This window comes from Variovorax sp. PBL-H6, assembly GCF_901827155.1.
Taxonomy (GTDB): domain Bacteria; phylum Pseudomonadota; class Gammaproteobacteria; order Burkholderiales; family Burkholderiaceae_C; genus Variovorax.
In genome coordinates this window covers 5,092,166-5,110,484 of record NZ_LR594659.1, presented here as the reverse complement: position 1 = coordinate 5,110,484, position 18,319 = coordinate 5,092,166, and the positions used below count along the sequence as shown (strand labels likewise).

Annotated in this window: 15 protein-coding genes; 11 read left to right on the top strand and 4 right to left on the bottom strand. The window is 64.7% G+C overall.

Going from position 1 to position 18,319, the window contains the following annotated elements; all coding sequences use genetic code 11:
• Positions 1 to 5 precede the first annotated feature (5 nt).
• On the top strand, positions 6 to 5,954 hold the full coding sequence (locus tag G3W89_RS24205) for a hybrid sensor histidine kinase/response regulator (protein WP_162576546.1): 5,949 nt from the start codon (positions 6 to 8) through the stop codon (positions 5,952 to 5,954).
• Positions 5,955 to 5,972: 18 nt separating this feature from the next.
• On the opposite strand, the gene G3W89_RS24200 is transcribed toward G3W89_RS24205, so the two are convergent.
• Positions 5,973 to 7,475, bottom strand: a complete 1,503-nt coding sequence (locus tag G3W89_RS24200; protein WP_162576545.1) for a cryptochrome/photolyase family protein — start codon at positions 7,473 to 7,475, stop codon at positions 5,973 to 5,975.
• Here G3W89_RS24200 and G3W89_RS24195 point away from each other — a divergent pair.
• The 8 genes from G3W89_RS24195 to G3W89_RS24160 all read left to right on the top strand — a co-directional run bounded on the left by G3W89_RS24195 (position 7,474) and on the right by G3W89_RS24160 (position 13,140).
• Complete coding sequence (locus tag G3W89_RS24195) at positions 7,474 to 8,073, top strand: YqgE/AlgH family protein (RefSeq protein WP_162576544.1); 600 nt, start codon at positions 7,474 to 7,476, stop codon at positions 8,071 to 8,073. The two genes, G3W89_RS24200 and G3W89_RS24195, sit on opposite strands and share 2 nt — an antisense overlap.
• A gap of 11 nt (positions 8,074 to 8,084) precedes the next feature.
• Positions 8,085 to 8,507, top strand: coding sequence for a Holliday junction resolvase RuvX (gene ruvX, locus G3W89_RS24190; protein ID WP_162576543.1), 423 nt, complete (start codon positions 8,085 to 8,087; stop codon positions 8,505 to 8,507).
• Between the two features lie 47 nt (positions 8,508 to 8,554).
• Positions 8,555 to 9,079, top strand: coding sequence for a bifunctional pyr operon transcriptional regulator/uracil phosphoribosyltransferase PyrR (pyrR, locus tag G3W89_RS24185; protein ID WP_162577628.1), 525 nt, complete (start codon positions 8,555 to 8,557; stop codon positions 9,077 to 9,079).
• Positions 9,079 to 10,041 carry an aspartate carbamoyltransferase catalytic subunit gene (locus tag G3W89_RS24180; RefSeq protein WP_162576542.1) on the top strand — a complete coding sequence of 321 codons (963 nt, stop codon included), beginning with the start codon at positions 9,079 to 9,081 and terminating at the stop codon, positions 10,039 to 10,041. Before pyrR ends, G3W89_RS24180 begins: the two co-directional genes overlap by 1 nt.
• Entirely contained in the window at positions 10,038 to 11,309 is a 1,272-nt protein-coding gene (locus G3W89_RS24175; RefSeq protein ID WP_162576541.1) for a dihydroorotase, read from the top strand. Before G3W89_RS24180 ends, G3W89_RS24175 begins: the two co-directional genes overlap by 4 nt.
• A 16-nt stretch (positions 11,310 to 11,325) precedes the next feature.
• Entirely contained in the window at positions 11,326 to 12,069 is a 744-nt protein-coding gene (locus tag G3W89_RS24170; RefSeq protein WP_162576540.1) for a lysophospholipid acyltransferase family protein, read from the top strand.
• A 357-nt stretch (positions 12,070 to 12,426) separates the two neighbouring features.
• Positions 12,427 to 12,795, top strand: coding sequence for a hypothetical protein (locus G3W89_RS24165; RefSeq protein ID WP_162576539.1), 369 nt, complete (start codon positions 12,427 to 12,429; stop codon positions 12,793 to 12,795).
• A gap of 24 nt (positions 12,796 to 12,819) precedes the next feature.
• Complete coding sequence (locus G3W89_RS24160; RefSeq protein ID WP_232076711.1) at positions 12,820 to 13,140, top strand: hypothetical protein; 321 nt, start codon at positions 12,820 to 12,822, stop codon at positions 13,138 to 13,140.
• A 28-nt stretch (positions 13,141 to 13,168) separates the two neighbouring features.
• On the opposite strand, the gene G3W89_RS24155 is transcribed toward G3W89_RS24160, so the two are convergent.
• Together G3W89_RS24155 and G3W89_RS24150 are read right to left on the bottom strand one after the other, a co-directional pair.
• Positions 13,169 to 14,251, bottom strand: a complete 1,083-nt coding sequence (locus tag G3W89_RS24155) for an NUDIX domain-containing protein (RefSeq protein WP_162576538.1) — start codon at positions 14,249 to 14,251, stop codon at positions 13,169 to 13,171.
• 534 nt (positions 14,252 to 14,785) lie between these two features.
• Positions 14,786 to 15,007 (bottom strand): hypothetical protein, encoded by a 222-nt coding sequence (locus G3W89_RS24150; protein ID WP_162576537.1) that lies wholly within the window; start codon positions 15,005 to 15,007, stop codon positions 14,786 to 14,788.
• 754 nt (positions 15,008 to 15,761) lie between these two features.
• On the opposite strand from G3W89_RS24150, the gene G3W89_RS24145 reads away from it, so the two are divergent.
• Positions 15,762 to 16,298 (top strand): helix-turn-helix domain-containing protein, encoded by a 537-nt coding sequence (locus tag G3W89_RS24145; protein ID WP_162576536.1) that lies wholly within the window; start codon positions 15,762 to 15,764, stop codon positions 16,296 to 16,298.
• Positions 16,295 to 16,684, top strand: a complete 390-nt coding sequence (locus G3W89_RS24140; RefSeq protein ID WP_162576535.1) for a hypothetical protein — start codon at positions 16,295 to 16,297, stop codon at positions 16,682 to 16,684. The genes G3W89_RS24145 and G3W89_RS24140 overlap by 4 nt, the downstream gene beginning before the upstream one ends.
• A gap of 396 nt (positions 16,685 to 17,080) precedes the next feature.
• Here the strand turns inward: G3W89_RS24140 and G3W89_RS24135 are convergent, their stop codons facing one another.
• Complete coding sequence (locus G3W89_RS24135; RefSeq protein ID WP_162576534.1) at positions 17,081 to 17,752, bottom strand: hypothetical protein; 672 nt, start codon at positions 17,750 to 17,752, stop codon at positions 17,081 to 17,083.
• Positions 17,753 to 18,319: the final 567 nt, after the last annotated feature.

The following is an 18,319-nucleotide window of genomic DNA, read 5'->3' as shown; positions in this document are numbered from 1 at the left end:
CCAACGTGTCGATCCAAAGCCCCGCCACCGCCCCGAAAGCCGGTCCCGCGCCGGCCCATGAAGATCTCGGGCCGCTGGCCTGGGTGCTCGGAGAGATCCAGAAGTCGCTCGACAACGCCAGCAAGACGTTGAAGCGCTTCGCTCGCGAGGGCAGCGCCGAAGCCGACACCGCGCCGCTGCGCCTGGCAAGGCAGCAGTTGCATCAGGCCGTCGGCGCGCTGCAGATGGTGGGACACCCGGCCCCCGCGTTGGTGCTGGGAGCGATGGAATTCGCGGTCCAGAGCTTCATTTCCGAGCCGGCGCGCTGCAGTGAGGCCGCGGCCCAGAAGATCGACCGCGCGGGCTTCGCCGTCTCCGACTTCCTTAACGCGCAGCTTGCGGGCAAGACCGTGTCCTCGGTCGCGCTGTTCCCGCAATACCGCGATGTGCTCGAACTGGTAGGCAACGAGCGCGTCCATCCGGCCGACCTCTGGGACATGAATTGGCGCTGGGCCGAGATCAAGCCCTCGCCCACCCAGACCGCAATGGTGTACGACCCTGCGGTGCGTTCCAAGCTTGACCGCGAGGTGCTCAAGATCGTCAAGAACGGCGACGACCAGGCTGCGCGTCGGCTGCAGGCCTTGTGCTTGAGCCTGGGCCGCGGCGCCTCGCTGCCGCGCGTGGCCAGCTTCTGGACGCTGGCGGCTGGTTTCTTCGAGGCCCTGGCGCTGGCATTGATCCCCGCCGATGCCCACGTCAAGCGCGCTGCCTCCCGCGTGCTCCTGCAATACGCCACCTTGGCACGCGGCGACAACACCGTTTCCGATCGTCTTGGCCAGGACCTGCTGTTCTTCTGTGCCCAGGCCGTCCCGGGTGCAGGCGACGAGGCAGCGACTCTGCGCGCGGTACGCGTTGCCTGGGGCGTGGCCAACGAGCAGAAGGTCGACTACACGATCGAGCAATTCGGCCGCTTCGAACCCCAGGTGCTGATGCAGGCGCGCAAGCGCATCGAGACAGCAAAGGAAATGTGGTCGGCGCTCTCTGGCGGCGACGTCTCGCGTACGCGCCAAGTGGCCGAGACCTTCGCACAGCTCGGCGAGTCGCTGCAGAAATTGCACCCACCCAGCCTGCCGATGGTGCAGGCCTTGAACAATGCGGTCGACGCCTCGATGCGCTCGGGCCGGCCGCCTTCCACCGAGTTGGCGATGGAGGTCGCGACCTCCGTGCTTTACCTCGAGGCGGCCTTCGAGGACCTCGACCCGCATGATCGCCAGCTCACGGCGCGTACCGTCCAGTTGGCCGGACGCATCGAGCGCGCGCGCGAAGGAGGCCGCTCGGAGCCGCTCGAGCCCTGGATGGAGGAACTGTACCGCCGCGTGAGCGACCGGCAGACCATGGGTACCGTGGTCGGCGAGCTGCGCAGCCACCTGAGCGAGCTCGAGAAGTCGCTCGACCAGTTCTTCCGCCGTCCGACCGAGAAGAGCCTTTTGCGCACGGTGCCGACACAACTTCTGCAGATGAAGGGCGTGTTCTCGGTGCTCGGGCTGGACCAGGCGGCCCAGACCGTGCAACGCATGCGCGAGAACGTCGATCGCCTGCTGGCCGTCGAGGCATCCGCCAGCGACGCCAGTGACTTCGATCCGCTCGGCAACAACCTGGGCGCACTCGGCTTCCTGATCGATATGCTGGGCTATCAGCCAGCATTGGCAAAGCGCCTGTTCGTGTTCGACGCCGAAGCCGGCGAGCTCAAGCCTCTGATGGGCCGCCAGGCTGCCGAGGCAGCCGCACCCCAGCCGGGGGCGCCGATGTCCTTCGCATCGGCCACCGGGCCGGTCTCAGTCACCGAGACTGTGCTTAGCGTCGAAGAGGTCGATGCCCAGATCGCGGCCAGGCTCGCCGCGCTGGCGACGCCTGCGCGCAAGGCGCCGCCGCCGCCGATCGAAGAAGTCAGCCGTCCGAGCGCGAGCTGGACCGCCAAGATCACGGGCCCGGCACCCCTGGAGGGCCTGCCTGACACCGAAGTGCGGGAGCTGGAGGAGGACGATCTCCAGAACATCTTTCTCGATGAGGCGCGCGAGGTGCTGCACAACGGCCTGGCCGCAGTCTCGGTGCTCGGTTCGCGTCCGGACGACAACGGCGAGCTGACCGTGCTGCGCCGCGCTTTCCACACGCTCAAGGGCAGCTCGCGCATGGTCGGGCTGATGGACTTCGGCGAGGCCGCCTGGTCCTTCGAGCAGGTTCTCAATACCTGGCTGGCCGACCAGCGCTCCGCGACGCCCGAACTGGTTGCCGGCACGCGTCGCGCGCTGACCGATTTTGCGAAATGGGTCGAAGCCATCGCCGCCAATGAGCCGCACGGCTGGCAATCCGCGCCATTCCGCAGTATTGCGGAGTCCTTGCGCACCGGCGAGCCGATCGCGCCGCACGCTCCACTGGCCGACGCCGACACCCTCGTCGCGGCGGCACGTCACATCGCTGCCGAGGAGACCCTGGCCGATGTCAAGGCAGTGCCCGAGGCACAGCCCGAATCCGTGCCTCAGCCTCAGCCTGAGCCGCTGCCTCTGCCCGAACTGCCCGACCTGGAGTTGGGGCCGCTGACATTCGATCTACCCGCAGAAGCACCGCGTGCCGAGACCGGATCCGCGAGCATCGAGGTGCAGGCGCATCCCGCCGCTGTCGACGACGATTTCGCGTCGACTGATTTCCTGGACTTCGACGACCGGCCGAACCTGCCGTCCGAGGAGCCACAACTGCCGGCCGAGCTGGAAGAGATTGACTTCCTCGAGACCACCCAGGCGAGCATCGAACCCTCACTTCCCGCGCCGGCGGCCGAGCCGGCCGTTGCACTTGAATCCGATGCACTTCCCGTGCCTCTGCTGAAGCAGGCGTCTCTGGAAGAGGAGACGCTGCACGAGCCCTTGCCGGAACTCTCGCTGGAGCTGCGCCTGGAGTCGGCGTCCGAAGAAGCATCTGCGGAGACGCCTCTCGAGGCGGAGCCCGAACCCGAACCGCTGGTCGAACCGTCCGTCCCCAGCCTTGCGTTCGCGGAAGCCGTGCCAACCGAGACGCTGCCTGCGGCCGGTGTCGACGACCAGGTCAAGGTGATCGGCCCGCTGCGCATCGGCATCGCGCTCTACAACGTCTATCTTGTCGAGGCCGACGAGTGGTCGCGGCAACTGGCCCACGAAGTCGGTGAATGGGCACTCGAGTCACACCGGCAGGTTCCGGAATTCGCCATCAACCTGGCTCATTCGCTGGCGGGCAGCTCCTCGACCGTCGGTTTCCAGGGCCTGTCGGACATGGCGCGTTCCTTTGAGGCCGCGCTACAGCACCTGTACATGCAGGGCCGCGGCGGCACGCCGGCACAAGGTGCGGTGCTGGTGGCGGCCGCGGACGAACTGCGGCGCCTGTTGCACCAGTTCGCGGCGGGCTTCCTCAAGGAGCCTGCCGTCGCCACTCTGCGTGCACTGCGCGAAGTGGCGGAGTCGCCGCTGCCCCTGGAGGTCGGCGAAACGGCCGCGGCCGCCGCTGCGGTACTGCGCCCCGGCGGCGCCGATGTGGCGCTTGACGAGGGCGATGATGCGATCGATGTGGCCGATTCGGTCGATGTCGACCTTTTCCCGATCTTCGAGGAGGAGGCGGCCGAGCTGCTGCCCCAGTTGGGTAGTGCATTGCGTGAATGGTCCCAGCATCTGGGCGACCCGGCGCCCCGCGCCGCGACCTTGCGAACGCTGCACACGCTCAAGGGCAGTGCCCGGCTGGCCGGCGCCATGCGCCTGGGCGAGCGCGCGCACCGCATGGAATCCGAGATCGAGGCGATCGGGGCCGAAGGGGCCGACCGCGGCGCCGTCGAGCAGCTGCTGACGCGCTTCGACGCGCTGCAGGCCACCTTCGATGCTCTGCGCGACGCCGATCATGCAATGCAGAGCGAGCTGGCCAAGCGCGCCGTCGCCGTGGCGCCTGCCGCCGAACCGCGCCCGGAAGCGACGGAGACCGACGCCGATGCCGAGTTCGTCTCGCCTGCGGACGACCGATCCGACGAACAAGTGCCGCGTTCCGCAGTGGCGCTGCCTTCTCCCTCGGCGCTGACGCCGCTGCGCCCGTTGTCCAGCCAGGCGGTGCGCATTCGTACCCACCTGCTCGACCGCCTGGTGGCGCAAGCTGGCGAGGTCATCATCACCCGCTCGCGCCTCGAGGCCGAGCTCGGCCAGCTGCGTAGCTCGCTTGGCGACCTGACCGGCAACCTCGACCGATTGCGCCAGCAGCTGCGCGACATCGAGGTGCAGGCCGAGAGCCAGATGCAGTCGCGGCTCGCCCAGGCCAAGGATTCGCAGCAGGGCTTCGACCCGCTCGAGTTCGACCGCTTCACGCGCGTGCAGGAGCTCACGCGGATGATGGCGGAGTCCGTCAACGATGTGGCGACCGTCCAGCGCACGCTGCAGAAGACGGTGCAGGCCACGGAAGACGACCTCAGCGCCCAGGCGCGACAGACGCGCGAGCTGCAGCGCGGCCTGCTGCGCACGCGCATGGTGGAGTTCGAGGGCATTTCCGAGCGCCTCTACCGAGTGGTGCGGCAAGCCTCAAAGGACACCGGCAAGCAGGTGCGCCTGGACATCGTCGGCGGCAGCATCGAGATGGACCGTGGCGTGCTGGACCGCATGACGCCCGCGTTCGAGCACTTGCTGCGCAACTGCGTCGCCCACGGCATCGAGGACGCTGCCGCGCGCGAGAGAGCTGGCAAGGAGCCGAGCGGTCTGATCGCGATCGAGCTGCACCACGAGGGCAACGACGTTTCGGTGAACTTCCGCGACGATGGGGCGGGGTTGAACCACCCTCGCATTGTCGAGCGCGCTCGCGCGCTGGGCCTGATCGCCGCCGATCAGCAGCCGAGCGAGGAGGAGGCTGCCGAGCTGATCTTCACCCCCGGCTTCTCCACCGCCGAGCAGGTGTCCGAACTGGCCGGCCGCGGAATCGGTATGGACGTGGTGCGCGCGCATGTCGCAGCACTCGGCGGCCGCATCGAGATTCAGAGCAAGCCGGGCGAGGGTACGCAGTTCAAGCTGGTGCTGCCGTTGACTACGGCCGTGACGCACGTGGTCATGCTGCGTGCCGGCGCCACGTCGATCGGCGTGCCGTCGAACCTGGTGGAACTGGTGCAGCGCGCTGGTGCTTCCGAACTCGAGACCGCCTATCTCGAACAGCACTATGCCTTCGGCGGGGAGCGGGTGCCCTTCTTTTGGGCCGGTGCGCTGCTGCAGTCGTCCCCGCGCAGCGAACGTGGGCCGGGCAAGACCAACACCATCGTCGTCGTGCGCAGCGCGGCTCAACGAGTGGCGCTGCACGTGGACGAAGTACTGGGCAACCAGGAAGTGGTGGTCAAGAACCTTGGTCCGCAGCTCTCGCGACTGCCGGGCATGGCCGGCATCTCGGTGCTGGCTTCCGGTGCGGTCGCGCTGATCTACAACCCCGTCGCCTTGGCCGCCGTGCATGGCGAGCAGGCGCGGCAGTTCCAGGCCAGTGGTGCATCGGCGACTTCCTCGGTGCGCGGCGCGGCCGCGGTGATGGCTCCGACGCCACCGCCGCAGATTCCGCTGGTGTTGGTGGTCGACGACTCGATCACCGTACGCCGGGTCACGCAGCGCCTGCTGCAGCGCGAGGGCTATCGCGTATCGCTGGCGGCCGACGGCCTGCAGGCGCTCGAGCGTCTTCAGCAGGAGCGGCCCGCGGTGGTGTTGTCGGACATCGAGATGCCGCGCATGGACGGCTTCGACCTGGCACGCAACATTCGCGCCGACGCTTCCCTGGCTGGCTTGCCGATCATCATGATTACCTCGCGCATTGCGGAAAAGCATCACGACCATGCACGCGCGCTGGGCGTCAACCACTATCTCGGCAAGCCCTACGCGGAAGACGAGCTGTTGCGGCTGGTCCGGCACTACACCAGTGCTGAGGCGCCGCAGGCCATGGCGGCCTGAGCGGGCCTGGGCGGCGCTTCAGGCGCTGCCCTTCCTTCCACCCTTCACCTCTCGAACGACCGCATAGCGCTCCAGTGTGCGCGTCCGCGCCTCGGCGTGATCGACGATCGGCCGGGGATAGTTGTCGCCCAGCCGCACCCCGGCGGCTTCGAGCTCCAGCGGTGCAACGGTCCAGGGTGCGTGAATGCTCGTGTCCGACAGATTCGCGAGCTGCGGCAGATAGCGGCGGATGAACTTCCCCTCTGGGTCGAAGCGCTCGCTCTGCGTGACGGGATTGAAGATGCGGAAATAGGGCTGCGCATCGCAGCCGCTGGAACTGGCCCACTGCCAGTTGCCATTGTTGGACGCCAGCTCGAAGTCGTTGAGTTGCAGCGCGAAGTAGCGCTCGCCGCGCCGCCAGTCCAGGCCCAGGTTCTTGCACAGGAAGCTGGCCACGACCATGCGCAGGCGGTTGTGCATGTAGCCGCTCTGGTTGATCTGCGCCATGGCGGCGTCGATCAAGGGATAGCCGGTGCTTCCCCGACACCAGGCCTCGAAGAGCATGTCGGCGTGCTTGCCGTGGTGCCACTGGATTCGGTCGTATTCCGGCCTGAAGCTCTTGCCTTCTGCGACTCGGGGGTGATGCATGAGCACCTGGAAGAAGAAGTCGCGCCAGATCAGCTCTCCCAGCCAGGTCGACGCGCCGGCATCGCCTTGCAGCGACAGCTGGTGCGCCACGCCTGCCAGCTGGCGAACCGAGACCGTGCCGAAGCGCAGGTGCACGCCGAGGTAGCTGGGCCCGCGCACAGCCGGGTAGTCGCGTGTCTGGTGATAGCGGTCGATCCGCTGGAAGAAGTCCTCGAAGAGCGCCGCACCGCCCCGGCTGCCGGTCGGGATCTCCAGCTTGCAGAGGTTGCTTGTCTTGAACCCGATCTCGGCCAGTGTTGGGACCGGCGAGCCAGAAGCTGCCGCCGGCGGCGCCAGCGCGTCGGCGTGGCTGCGCACCGGGTAGGGCTTGAGGTAGAAGGCATCCACCTTGGCCAGCCAGGCCCGTTTATAGGGGGTGAAGACGGTGTAGGGCTGGCCGGTCTTCGTCAGCAGTTCGTCGCGGTCGAAGACCGCTTGATCCTTATAGGCATGGAAGCTGATGCCGACGTTCGCCAGCGCGCCCAGGACCTTGGCGTCCCGCGCCTGCGCTGCGGGCTCGTCGTCGCGGTTCGCGAACACCGCCTGCACCTGCAGCGTGTGCGCAAGCGCCGCGATCTCGTCCTCCGCTACGGCGTGGCGCACGATCAGTCCGCCGCCAAGTGCGCGCAGCTCGCTCTCCAGTTCAACCAGCGATTCGCGGATGAATTCCACCCGCCGGTCCACGCGCGGCAGCGCATCGAGGATCGCCCGGTCGAAGACGAAGATGCAAAGCAGTTGCCGGCATGCGCGCAGCCCGTGGTAAAGGGCCGCGTTGTCGTCTACCCGCAGGTCGCGGCGAAACCACATGAGGCCCTTGGCGTAGGTCTTGTCGGCGGCCAGTAAAATCGGTGGCATGGCCTTTGATTCTGCCCCGATGAACCTTACGCATCATTTCCTGATTGCGATGCCAGGTCTGACGGACAAGGCCTTCAGCCGCAGCGTGGTGTACCTCTGCGAGCACAGCGAGCGCGGCGCGCTCGGTCTTGTGATCAACAAGCCCAGCGACATCAATCTGGGGGTGCTGTTCGAGAAGATCGAGCTGCGCCTGGCGCGCCCCGAACTCGGGAACGCGCCGGTGTTCCAGGGCGGCCCGGTGCAAACCGAGCGGGGCTTCGTGCTGCACGAGGCGGTGTTCGGGGAAGCAGAGAAACCCAACGAGTCGGTCTACGCCTCGACCATGACCATTCCGGGTGGCCTGGAGATGACCACCTCCAAGGATGTGCTGGAGGCCCTGGCCACCGGCGCTGGCCCGCGCAAGGTGCTGGTCTCCCTCGGCTATGCCGCATGGGGCGAGGGCCAGCTGGAATCCGAGCTGGCAGAAAACAGCTGGCTCACCGTGGGCGCCGACCCGGCGGTCATCTTCGACACACCCATCGAGCAGCGCTACGACAAGGCCTTGTCGCTGCTGGGTCTGCAGGCCTGGACGCTGTCGCCCGAAGCGGGGCATGCGTGAGGGTTGAGGCAATGCCCGACAGTGCTGCCCCTCCCGCTCACGTTCCCTCTCATTTCCAAAGCTTCCTGGCCTTCGACTTCGGGCAGAAGCGCACGGGCGTCGCGAGTGGCAACCGGCTGCTGCCCAACGCCACGCCGCAGGCCACCATCAAGGCCGAGGGTGATGCCCGCTTCTCGCAGGTCGAGGCTCGCATCCAGGAATGGCAACCGGACGCCCTTGTGGTGGGAGTGCCCTACCACCCGGACGGCGCGGCGCACGACAACACCCGGGCCGCCCAGCGTTTCGCCCGGCAATTGAGGGGTCGGTTCGGCCTTCCGGTCTACGAAGTCGATGAGCGCTACAGCACGACCGAGGCACTGGCCGCAGGCTCGCGCGATGCGGACGCAGCGTCGGCCTGCATCATTCTTGAACAATTCTTGAGGAACCTCCCGTGAACACGACTCCGAACAACGAAGGGCCGCCCCGGGGGGCGAGCGCCCACCTGGAGGACAGCGGGGACACATCTGTGCCGATCGGGGGGTCCCTGGATGCCGAAGCGCTCTATCTGGAGCTGCTGCGCGGTGTCAGAACTCTGATGCGTCCTGACACACACCTGGTCGGCGTCACTTCCGGCGGCGCCTGGCTGGTCGGGCGCCTGCAGAAAGACCTGGGCCTGTCCGGCGAGCCGGGCATCATCTCCTCCGCCATGCACCGGGACGACTTTGCCCGCCGCGGCATGGCCGCGAGCGCCCAGACCTCGCTGCCCTTCGACGTGAACGGGGCCGACGTGCTGCTCCTCGACGACGTGCTCTACACCGGCCGCACCATCCGGGCGGTGCTCAACGAGCTGTTCGACTTCGGTCGACCGGGCTGCGTGCGGCTTGCGGTGCTGGTCGATCGGGGCGGTCGCGAGCTGCCGGTGGCGGCGGAATTCGCAGCGGCGCGGATCGAGCTGCCCGCAGCGCAGTCACTCGCGCTTGCGCGCGACGACAAGGGCGCCTTCAGCTTCAAGGTCGAGGAAGCCTGATGCTCTACAAACGCAATCCCCAGCTCAACAAGAACGGCGAACTGATCCACCTGCTGTCCATCGAGGGCCTGCCCAAAGCCATCCTCACGCAAATTCTCGACACCGCCGCGAACTTCACCAGTGTGAGCGATCGCGAGGTAAAGAAGGTGCCGCTCCTGCGCGGCAAGAGTGTGTTCAACCTTTTTTTCGAGAACTCCACCCGCACCCGCACCACCTTCGAAATCGCGGCCAAGCGGCTGTCGGCGGACGTGATCAATCTCGACATCGCGCGCTCTTCCGCGAGCAAGGGTGAGTCGCTGCTCGACACCATCGCCAACCTGAGCGCCATGGCGGCCGACCTGTTCGTTGTGCGGCACAGCGAGTCGGGCGCGCCGTACCTGATCGCTCAGCATGTGGCGCCCCACGTGCACGTGGTGAACGCCGGCGACGGTCGCCACGCCCACCCGACCCAGGGGCTGCTCGACATGTACACGATCCGCCACTACAAGAAGGATTTCGCCAACCTCACCGTGGCGATCGTGGGCGATGTGCTGCACTCGCGCGTGGCACGCTCCGACATCCACGCGCTCACCACGCTGGGCTGCGCCGAGGTGCGGGTCGTCGGCCCCAAGACCTTGGTGCCGGGCGACATGGCGCAGATGGGCGTGCGCGTGTGTCACACCCTCGAGGAAGGCATCAGGGACTGCGACGTGATCATCATGCTGCGGCTGCAAAATGAGCGCATGAGCGGGGCACTGCTGCCCTCGTCACAGGAATTCTTCAAGACCTACGGCCTCACGCCCGGCAAGCTGCAGCTCGCCAAGTCCGATGCGATCGTGATGCATCCGGGTCCCATCAATCGCGGGGTCGAGATCGACTCGGCGGTCGTCGACGGGCAGCAGAGCGTCATCCTGCCGCAGGTCACTTTTGGGATCGCCGTGCGCATGGCCGTGATGAGCATCGTGGCCGGGAACGAAGCATGAGAACCCTGATCACCAATGGACGCGTCATCGATCCCGCCACTGGGCTCGACAAGCAGGCCGACGTCGCCATCGCAGACGGCAAGGTGCTCGCCATCGGCGGCACACCGGCCGACTTCAATCCCGAACGCACGCTCGATGCGCAAGGCTGCCTGGTCGTGCCTGGGCTCGTCGACCTGGCTGCGCGCCTGCGCGAGCCCGGCTACGAGCACGAGCGCATGCTGGAAAGCGAAATGGCCGCGGCCGTGGCCGGCGGCGTGACCAGCCTGGTCTGCCCGCCCGATACCGATCCCGTGCTCGACGAGCCGGGCCTGGTCGAGATGCTCAAGTTCCGCGCCGAGAAGATGCAGAGCGCGCGCCTGTTCCCGCTGGGCGCGCTGACGCGCGGCCTCAAGGGCGAGGTGCTGACCGAGATGGCCGAACTCACCGAAGCCGGGTGCATCGGCTTCAGCCAGGCTGATGTCCCGTTGAACAACACGCAGGTGTTGCAACGCGCGCTGCTGTACGCCAGCACCTTCGGCTACACCGTGTGGTTGCGGCCGCAGGACCGCGACCTCGGGCAGGGCGTGGCCGCGAGCGGCCCCCTTGCCACGCGCCTTGGCCTGTCGGGCGTGCCGGTAGCGGCGGAGACCATCGCGCTCTTCACCATCATCGAGCTGATGCGCGCCACCGGTGCGCGCGTGCACCTGTGCCGCCTCTCGAGCGCGGCCGGCGTGGCGCTGGTGCGCACGGCCAAGGCCGAGGGTCTGCCGCTTACCTGCGACCTGAGCATCAACTCGCTGCACCTGGTCGATACCGACATCGGCTACTTCGACAGCCGCGCGCGTCTCAACCCGCCGCTGCGCCAGCAGCGCGACCGCGATGCGCTCTCGGCCGCCCTGGTCGACGGCACCATCGACGCGCTGGTGTCCGACCACACGCCAATAGACGCTGACGCCAAGACTCTGCCATTCGCCGAGAGCGAGCCCGGCGCGACCGGGCTCGAACTGCTGTTGCCCCTGGCGCTGCAATGGGGCGAGCAGAGCGGCGCGGGGCTGCTGCGCGCGATCGAAGTGGTGAGCGCGGCCCCCGCGCGGCTGATCGGGGCCGCCGAAGCAGGGCGGCTGGCGTCCGGCGGGGCGGCCGATCTCTGCGTCATCGATCCCGCGCTCGAGTGGCAGGTCCTGCCCGAGGCGCTGCGCAGCCAGGGCAAGCACACGCCGTTCGGCGGCTATGCCTTGCGAGGCAAGCCGCGCCATACGCTGGTCGGTGGGCGGATCGTCCACGGTTGAGCTCCATGGCTGCCCGATGCGATCGTTGTCCGCCTTCCTGAAGCTCATGCGTGCGCTGCTTCATGCGCATGCCGGCTGGTGGACCATCCGCACCGAGTTCTCCAAGCTCTCCCCAGCAGAGCGGGAGCAGCGGGTGCAGGCCTGGGCGACGCGAATGCTCGCGATCATGGGCGTGCGCCTCGTGGTGCAGGGCACGCCGCCTCGAGATGGGCCGCTCCTGGTGGTGAGCAACCATGTGTCCTGGCTGGACATCCTCACCGTCCATGCGGCCCGGCACGTGCGCTTCGTCTCCAAGTCGAACGTGAAGCATTGGCCATTGATCGGCACCATGGCGGATGGTGCTGGCACCCTTTATATCGAACGCGAGCGCCGGCGCGATGCGCTGCGCGTTGTGCATAGCATGACTGAGGCGCTCAGCAAAGGGGACGTGATCGCGGTTTTTCCCGAGGGCACGACCGGCGACGGCAACACCGTGCTGCCGTTCCATGCCAACCTGCTGCAGGCCGCCATCTCGTCGGGTGCGCCGGTGCAGCCGATGGCGCTTCGCTTCGCCGATGCCGCCACAGGCGAGCTCAGCCTGGCGCCACGCTACATCGGCAAGGACAACCTGGCCATGTCGCTATGGAACGTCCTGAAGGCGCCGCCTTTGCTTGCGATCGTGCGATTCGGAGAGCCCCAGCCCTCCTGGGGCCGCGATCGGCGGGCCTGGGCGCTGTCCCTGCATGCGGACGTGCAGACGTTGTGGCGGCGGACGCACTGAGGCAAGCGCCTGACGAACGCGCAAAAAAAACAGCGCCCGGAAGGGCGCTGTGCAACGGCGCCAGGGGCGCCGGGGAGGAGGAAACTGTCGAACTGTCTGTGCAACCTTTTCGCTTGCAGTTCACAAAGCTTAGACGGGTCGCACTTCTTTCCTGCCGGAGAAGACAATGCGCCCGCGTGGGCCAGGGCCTACAGCAAAGGCGGGGACGTTCTGCAGTCGACCCAGATGCCTCGGCGCGTGAATCATTCACGGCTCTTGCGGCCGGTCGCCCTGCGAATCTCACCAATTGTTGCGTCGCCCGTCTCCCCCGCGCAGCGCTCGGCATCATTCGCGCCTATTCAGCGAATGGACGAGCTCATGGACACGCTTCTTCTGTTGATCGCCATCAACTTTCTCGTCGTGCCGTTTCTTCAAGAGGCCGAGGCCCAGGGCCGACGACTTCTGCGCTTCCCCGGCCTTCCCTGGATCCTGCGCCTTGCGCACGTGCGCAGGTCGCATTGGTTCCGTCCCTTTTGCATGCTGGCCTTCTTCTTCCTGTCCATTGCGGCGATGCAGGCACGGGCGGGGCGGGTGGACGCTCCGACCCTGCTGGTTCACTTCGTGATCATGCAGGTGGTGCTATGGGCGGTCGTGGTCCTGAGCGTACGCAAGCACGCCAAGGTCCGGTCCGCCGCCGAGAGCGCGCTTGGCAACCAAGCCCAAGGCCATCTCATCGCTCCTCTGTAAGCCGGTACGCGGACGAGGCTGCCCGTGTACCGCGCGTTGCTTCTGCTGGTGCTCGTCCTGATGCTGGAGGGCTGCCAGTTCCGCGGCGAGCCGCGACCACTCTCATCGGAAGTCCCGCCGCCGCCGGCCTTCGTCGACGCACCCGCGCGTTGCGTGGCGGCGCGCGCCGGCTTCGGGCTTGGCCACCGCATCACCGCTGCGCTGCTGGAGGAAATGCGCATGCGCACGGGAGCCCGCCGAGTGCGCCTGGTGCTGGCGACCGACCCCGACACTCCCTTCGACGCCGCACGGCTGATCGTGGACATCGAGCCGAACGGCCGGGTGGTAGGCACGCGCTGCGGCTAATGCCGGCCTTTTCGTCTACCCGAGCGACTCAGTCGCCAATGAGGGGGCGCGGCAGCAGGCCCAGGAAATGGTCGAGCATCTGGAAGTGATCGTCCAGCAGCCGATCCTCCAGGCCCACCAGTGCCGCAACCGGTGTCCACTCCGCGGCGGCGGCGTCGTCGTCCGCGCGTACATCGGGCAGCGGCTGCCGGTCGCCCAGGTCGAAGAAGTGGCCGTGAGTGATCGTGCGGCCTCGCTGGCTGCGATCGGGACGATCGAACACTTCAGTGCGGACGAGACAGGCCAGCAATTCGGCGGGCGGCAGCGCCAGGTGTGTCTCCTCCTCGAGCTCGCGCAGTGCGGATTGCAAGGTCGTCTCGCGCAACTCCAGGAAGCCGCCCGGCAGGGCATGGAGCCCCTTGCCGGGTGAGTGGCCGCGACGAATCAGCAGCACGTGCCCGCCGCACTTGACGACGCAATCCACCGTGACCAGCACCACCGGGTACGGGGCCACCGACCAGGCTGCGTCGTGCTGGCGCAAAAGCTCCCATTCCTGCGCCAACGCAGCATGCAGCGGTGTCGTCATCCAGCGGCGCAGGAAGGCGAGCGTGGCGGCGGGCACTGCGCGTGCCAGCACTTCGGGCGCCTCCTTCGAACCGCTGAAAATCGCATCCCTCACGGTGGCCGCACTTGCGCTGTGGCTGCGGTCCGCGGCGTGCAGCGTCCAGCCCTGGAAGCCATGCAGGTAGTCGCGCGTGGCGTCTTTCACATGGCCGATCAGCACCGTCGAGCCGGCCGCTGTCGCCGCCTCCCCCTGCTCGGCGAGCGCCGCATCGATCGCCAGGCGCGCCTCGGCGAACCAGCGCTCCTCGTCGACGTGGTCGCGCATCGGCACGAAGATTACACGCGCACGCTCGGCCTCGGCGAGCGCCAGGCGGATCATTTCCGCGCGTTCCTGCCAGGTGAACGGGTTCTTTGGCGATCGAGCCTGGAACGCTGAGCCGATCACCACCACCACGCACCGCGCCGCGTCCAGTGCTTTGCGCAGCAGGGTGTAGTGCGCGATGTGAAAGGGCTGGAAGCGGCCGATGAGGACGGCGTGCTGGTGCGTGGCGGAAGGTCGTGCAGTCATGGGAGTGGCTTCAATTCAGCCGAGGACATGTCGAGCTAAAGAATCTACAGCGCCTCGCAGTTAGCGAGGCAGTCGATTCAGCGGAATGCTCGAACAGAACATGAAAAAGCCCGCGCTGGGCGGGCTTCGAAAAATTGGTCGTGGGCTCTTACGCGGCCCACGTTACGGCACATTCACATGCAGGAGTCACCGTTTGTTTTTCTCGTCGTGGTGGCTCTAATTCGACGTGCCGTCGTGAGATTCGGCATTGCCTGCGCAGGCTAGCCCGACAGAGGCTGAAGCATGTCGGGGCAGGCGGATTGTAGCAGGGTCGCGCAGAAACCCAACTGAATCAATATCTTACTGGTGCCTCGACAGGAATCGAAAAGCAGGCTGCAACCCGCATGAACGCTATCTTTTGCCGGGCCTCTCAGAAAAGATACCGACGAAAGTACCGACAAAAGTTGAAGTGACAAGCCTTGTGGTGGTTTTGACACGGGCGTCCATGGCTAGGCGCCCTCGCCGGGGGAGTCTGCGGCTCGGTATGCCATGGGCCTACGGCTCTCCGTAGACGGCCCTAATCTCTTCACCGGCGTTCAAACCAGTGTGATCGTATTGGTCACCTATGGTGGCGCATAGCTCGACGATTGCCATGGTGTACTGCCATAAGGAAAGGCTGATCGTCTCGCCCTTGGAGATCAACCCGTACTCAGTGGCCAAGCCCGCGAAGACCTCCTCGGGATGCCTGCCCGCCGTGTCGGAGTTTTCGTCTTCCATGAAGCATGCTACTCCTCGTGGGGATGGCGTCTGGGTTCTACTTGTCGCGTGTCGTTGGCCGTCGAAGGTGGGACGTGCCGACCTCACGGGCCTGCCGTTCACGCTCGCGCCGACGCGCCTCGGACCTGCCGCTCATTTACATTTGCCTGTGAGAAGGGGGCCACCGTGATCCGTGAACTAGGTGACAACGGGGACGCCGTACTTGCGCTCTCGGTTCACTTTTAAGTTAACATGCCCCTGTATTTTGCTCGCCTGAAGACGGGCCATCCGGAACGCCTCGCTCCACCGCGGGACGGGCCGGGCTCCTTCAAGATCTACACCATCCTCGAAAACCATCATCAATGGTCATGCAAAGCAAGAGCGGATGTAGCCGCACTGTCCAGCGCAGAGGATCAGAACAGAGCGAGAGGTTGCCTAGTGCAGTTCCAACTAAACGTAGCCCATGGGCTACCACTGCCGAATATGTACGACGGAACGGCTTTGCACGCCACGGCCACGTTCACATGGCGCCATCACGAGTACAAGATCTGGCGCATACGTCAAGGCACGATAAGAACTTGCTTCATCTACTTGAACGGCAGGCGAATCGTAATTTTGAAAATTCTTGCGAAACGAAGAGGGGAACTTTCTGAAGGTGAAAAAAAGAATTTGTGCGATTCCGCAGTTGAGGTTTTAGAGCAACTTGCACATTCCAGTTTTGAATCTACTGAGCTCGAATTTCACCCTGTCCCAATTTCAGTTTGAGGTATTTAAAATGTTTGAAAAGCTGCAGCCGTTGGATGAGTTTGAGTACAAGAAAATGGCGATAGCCTCTTGCTTAAATGCTGCAATGGTTAGCAAGACGAGGACTCGTTCGATGCTTGCTGAACAGCTGGGGTGGTCAAAGAGTTACATGACTCGCTTTCTATCTGGAAAGGCTAACCTCACGCTGCGAACGATTCATGAGTTCGTTGGCGCACTGGGCTATGACGTGGACCTTGCAATTCATGACGCGGGGACTGCTGGCCCCTTGCAGCCGTGGCAAGCTGTCGGTGCTGATGCCAACTTTACTCCAGTGTTCAATCCGAATGAGGTAAACCCCATGTTCCAAGTTCAGATTCGTATGCCAAGTGAGATAGCAAATGATCTCATTACCGGGAACTACGCTGATGCTTATCTGGCGATCCAGAGCTTTCAGCCAAGTAATCTCTTTGAGACATCCAAGATTGCGTTTGATGAATCGCAGGTCAATCAGCCGTTTGAAATTTGTTCGTTTAGTATCGACGCCGAGATGATGGAGTCTCTAGTATGAGCACGCATCGGAAGATCACCGTTAATCCCGAGACCATCTCTAACGCGCCTGTGGTGTTTGCAGAAGGCGTTGCAAAACTTAACTATTCTCCGAATATCAGTCGAGTGAGTTTCTTTCAACTTGACCAAGGCAATTCCGGAGGCGAGGAAGAGCTACGAAACGTCGTCCTGACCTTGGCGATTCCAACTCATGCTTTGGTGGAACTGTGTGTCAACATCCTTAGTGGTATGCGGACCAACATGGACCAGTTGGAAGGTGTCAGTCGCAAACAGATTGACCACACTTTTAAGATGCTTCGCGACTTTCAGTTAAATGCTGGCCCGGGAACGGCGGCCGACGAAAGCGGAGCGGCACAACAAACGCCGAGGCCTAGTAGGAAGCGTTGATTGGTAGTCTGGACGTGGTCTACCATGCCAGCATGGGCAGGCTCCACGGCGAACGCCACTAGAAGGGCTATGGGTTCTCGCACCCGAAGGCTCGGACTTCCCTTGCGGGTCTCGGGCGATGCACTCACCCCTTGGCACAATGTGCGCGCCAGATAGTGCCATCTGGCAAGGAGTGAGCAGAGTAGTAAGGGCTTCGACCGCGATCAGACAATAGTGCTTCCGTTAATCTTTGGTTGTCTGCGAACCGATGGCGGCTCCAGCGTCCTACTCCTCGATCCAGTGCAGGGCGGCTAGATGAACCTTCCTTGATTTCTCTGCAATTCCTTCATCGCTTTGGCTATCGCGCGTAATTCGAGCCGGTGCCCACCGGTGTAGGCATTGCGAGCAACCTTTGCCTTACCTTCTAGCGTTTTTGGGCCGGTGGCTCTTTCCCATGGCCTCCAAGTGCGGACTAGCGCCGACTGCCGAGCCCGTCGCTCGGGTGTCCAGCCATTGGTCATCGCCTGCCTCCAATTCTTTGATTTGCGGAATCTGACTTTCTGCCGCGTGCGCGCCTGCGCGCGTATTGGTCTCAAAACCCCGGTTGTTCACCTGCTGCGGTCCGTTGCTGATGTTGGCCTGTTTCACAAAGGCTACCTGTCGCGGGTACTTCAAGTCCACAAGCGCCGTGATAGTTGCGCGGCTTTGCGCCTGTGCCTTCAAGGCCAAGCCAAGAAAGGCTTCGAGATTTCGTTGGTACTGCTGCGCCTGCGCGCGTCTGGCAAGGTTGGTGAAGATGGTTTGCAATGCTGTTGCCTGAGAAACCAGCATACCTTCGAGGTCTGACAAGTCGCCGTCCTTTACGCGCTTTGTGGCGCCTTGAATCGCCTCGATCATGCTCATGAGGCTCACGTCTTCGCCGAGATGATTTCCGAACGACTGCATGACGCTGCCGGCATTGACGGCGGGATCAGAAGCGATGCGGCCCACCGTCTGCGCCATCGTCTCCTCAGGCTTTTGGACAAGCTGCAGAATCTTTGGGTCATGCTGCTTGGCGGAAGGCCTCTTTGTTGCTTTCGTGATGCTCATGATGTTCTTTCAATGGGTGCTTTGGACTGCAGCAGATGGCATATCTAGATGGTGTCCGTGAGACGGAACAGGGGAATGGTCAAAAGTGGCCTTGATAGGTCCGTGAGACGGAACAGTGGACGGTCTCCCTGTTCCGTGAGGCGGAGCTATGGGACGCCTCCCTGTTCCGCGAGACGGACTAAGCACTGCGTTTTTCGCTGGCCGTTGATAGGCGCCTCGAACGAACCCGGCTGCTGCTCCTTCGTCATACCCGGGCAGTTTGTCGAGAGCGCGCCAAGTCACTGCGTACCAACTTGCCTTGTTGGGACGATGGCCCTTAACCGTCTCGTAGATAAAGCCGGCTGCGAGCAGCGCCTCCTTGGCGCGCTGGATCACATCGGCTGATCTCCATCCGCGGGCGGCCAAATGCTCGCGGCTCGCCAACAGTCGCCCGTTGTTGTCACGAACGAACTGCCGAGCGATTTCCCAAAGCAGCGACCGCGCAGGATGGCTTAGATCGGCGTAGGCGGCGCTATCGAGCACGGACCAGGGTAGGGCTACAAACCCGCCTGAATCGCGCCCTGAGTC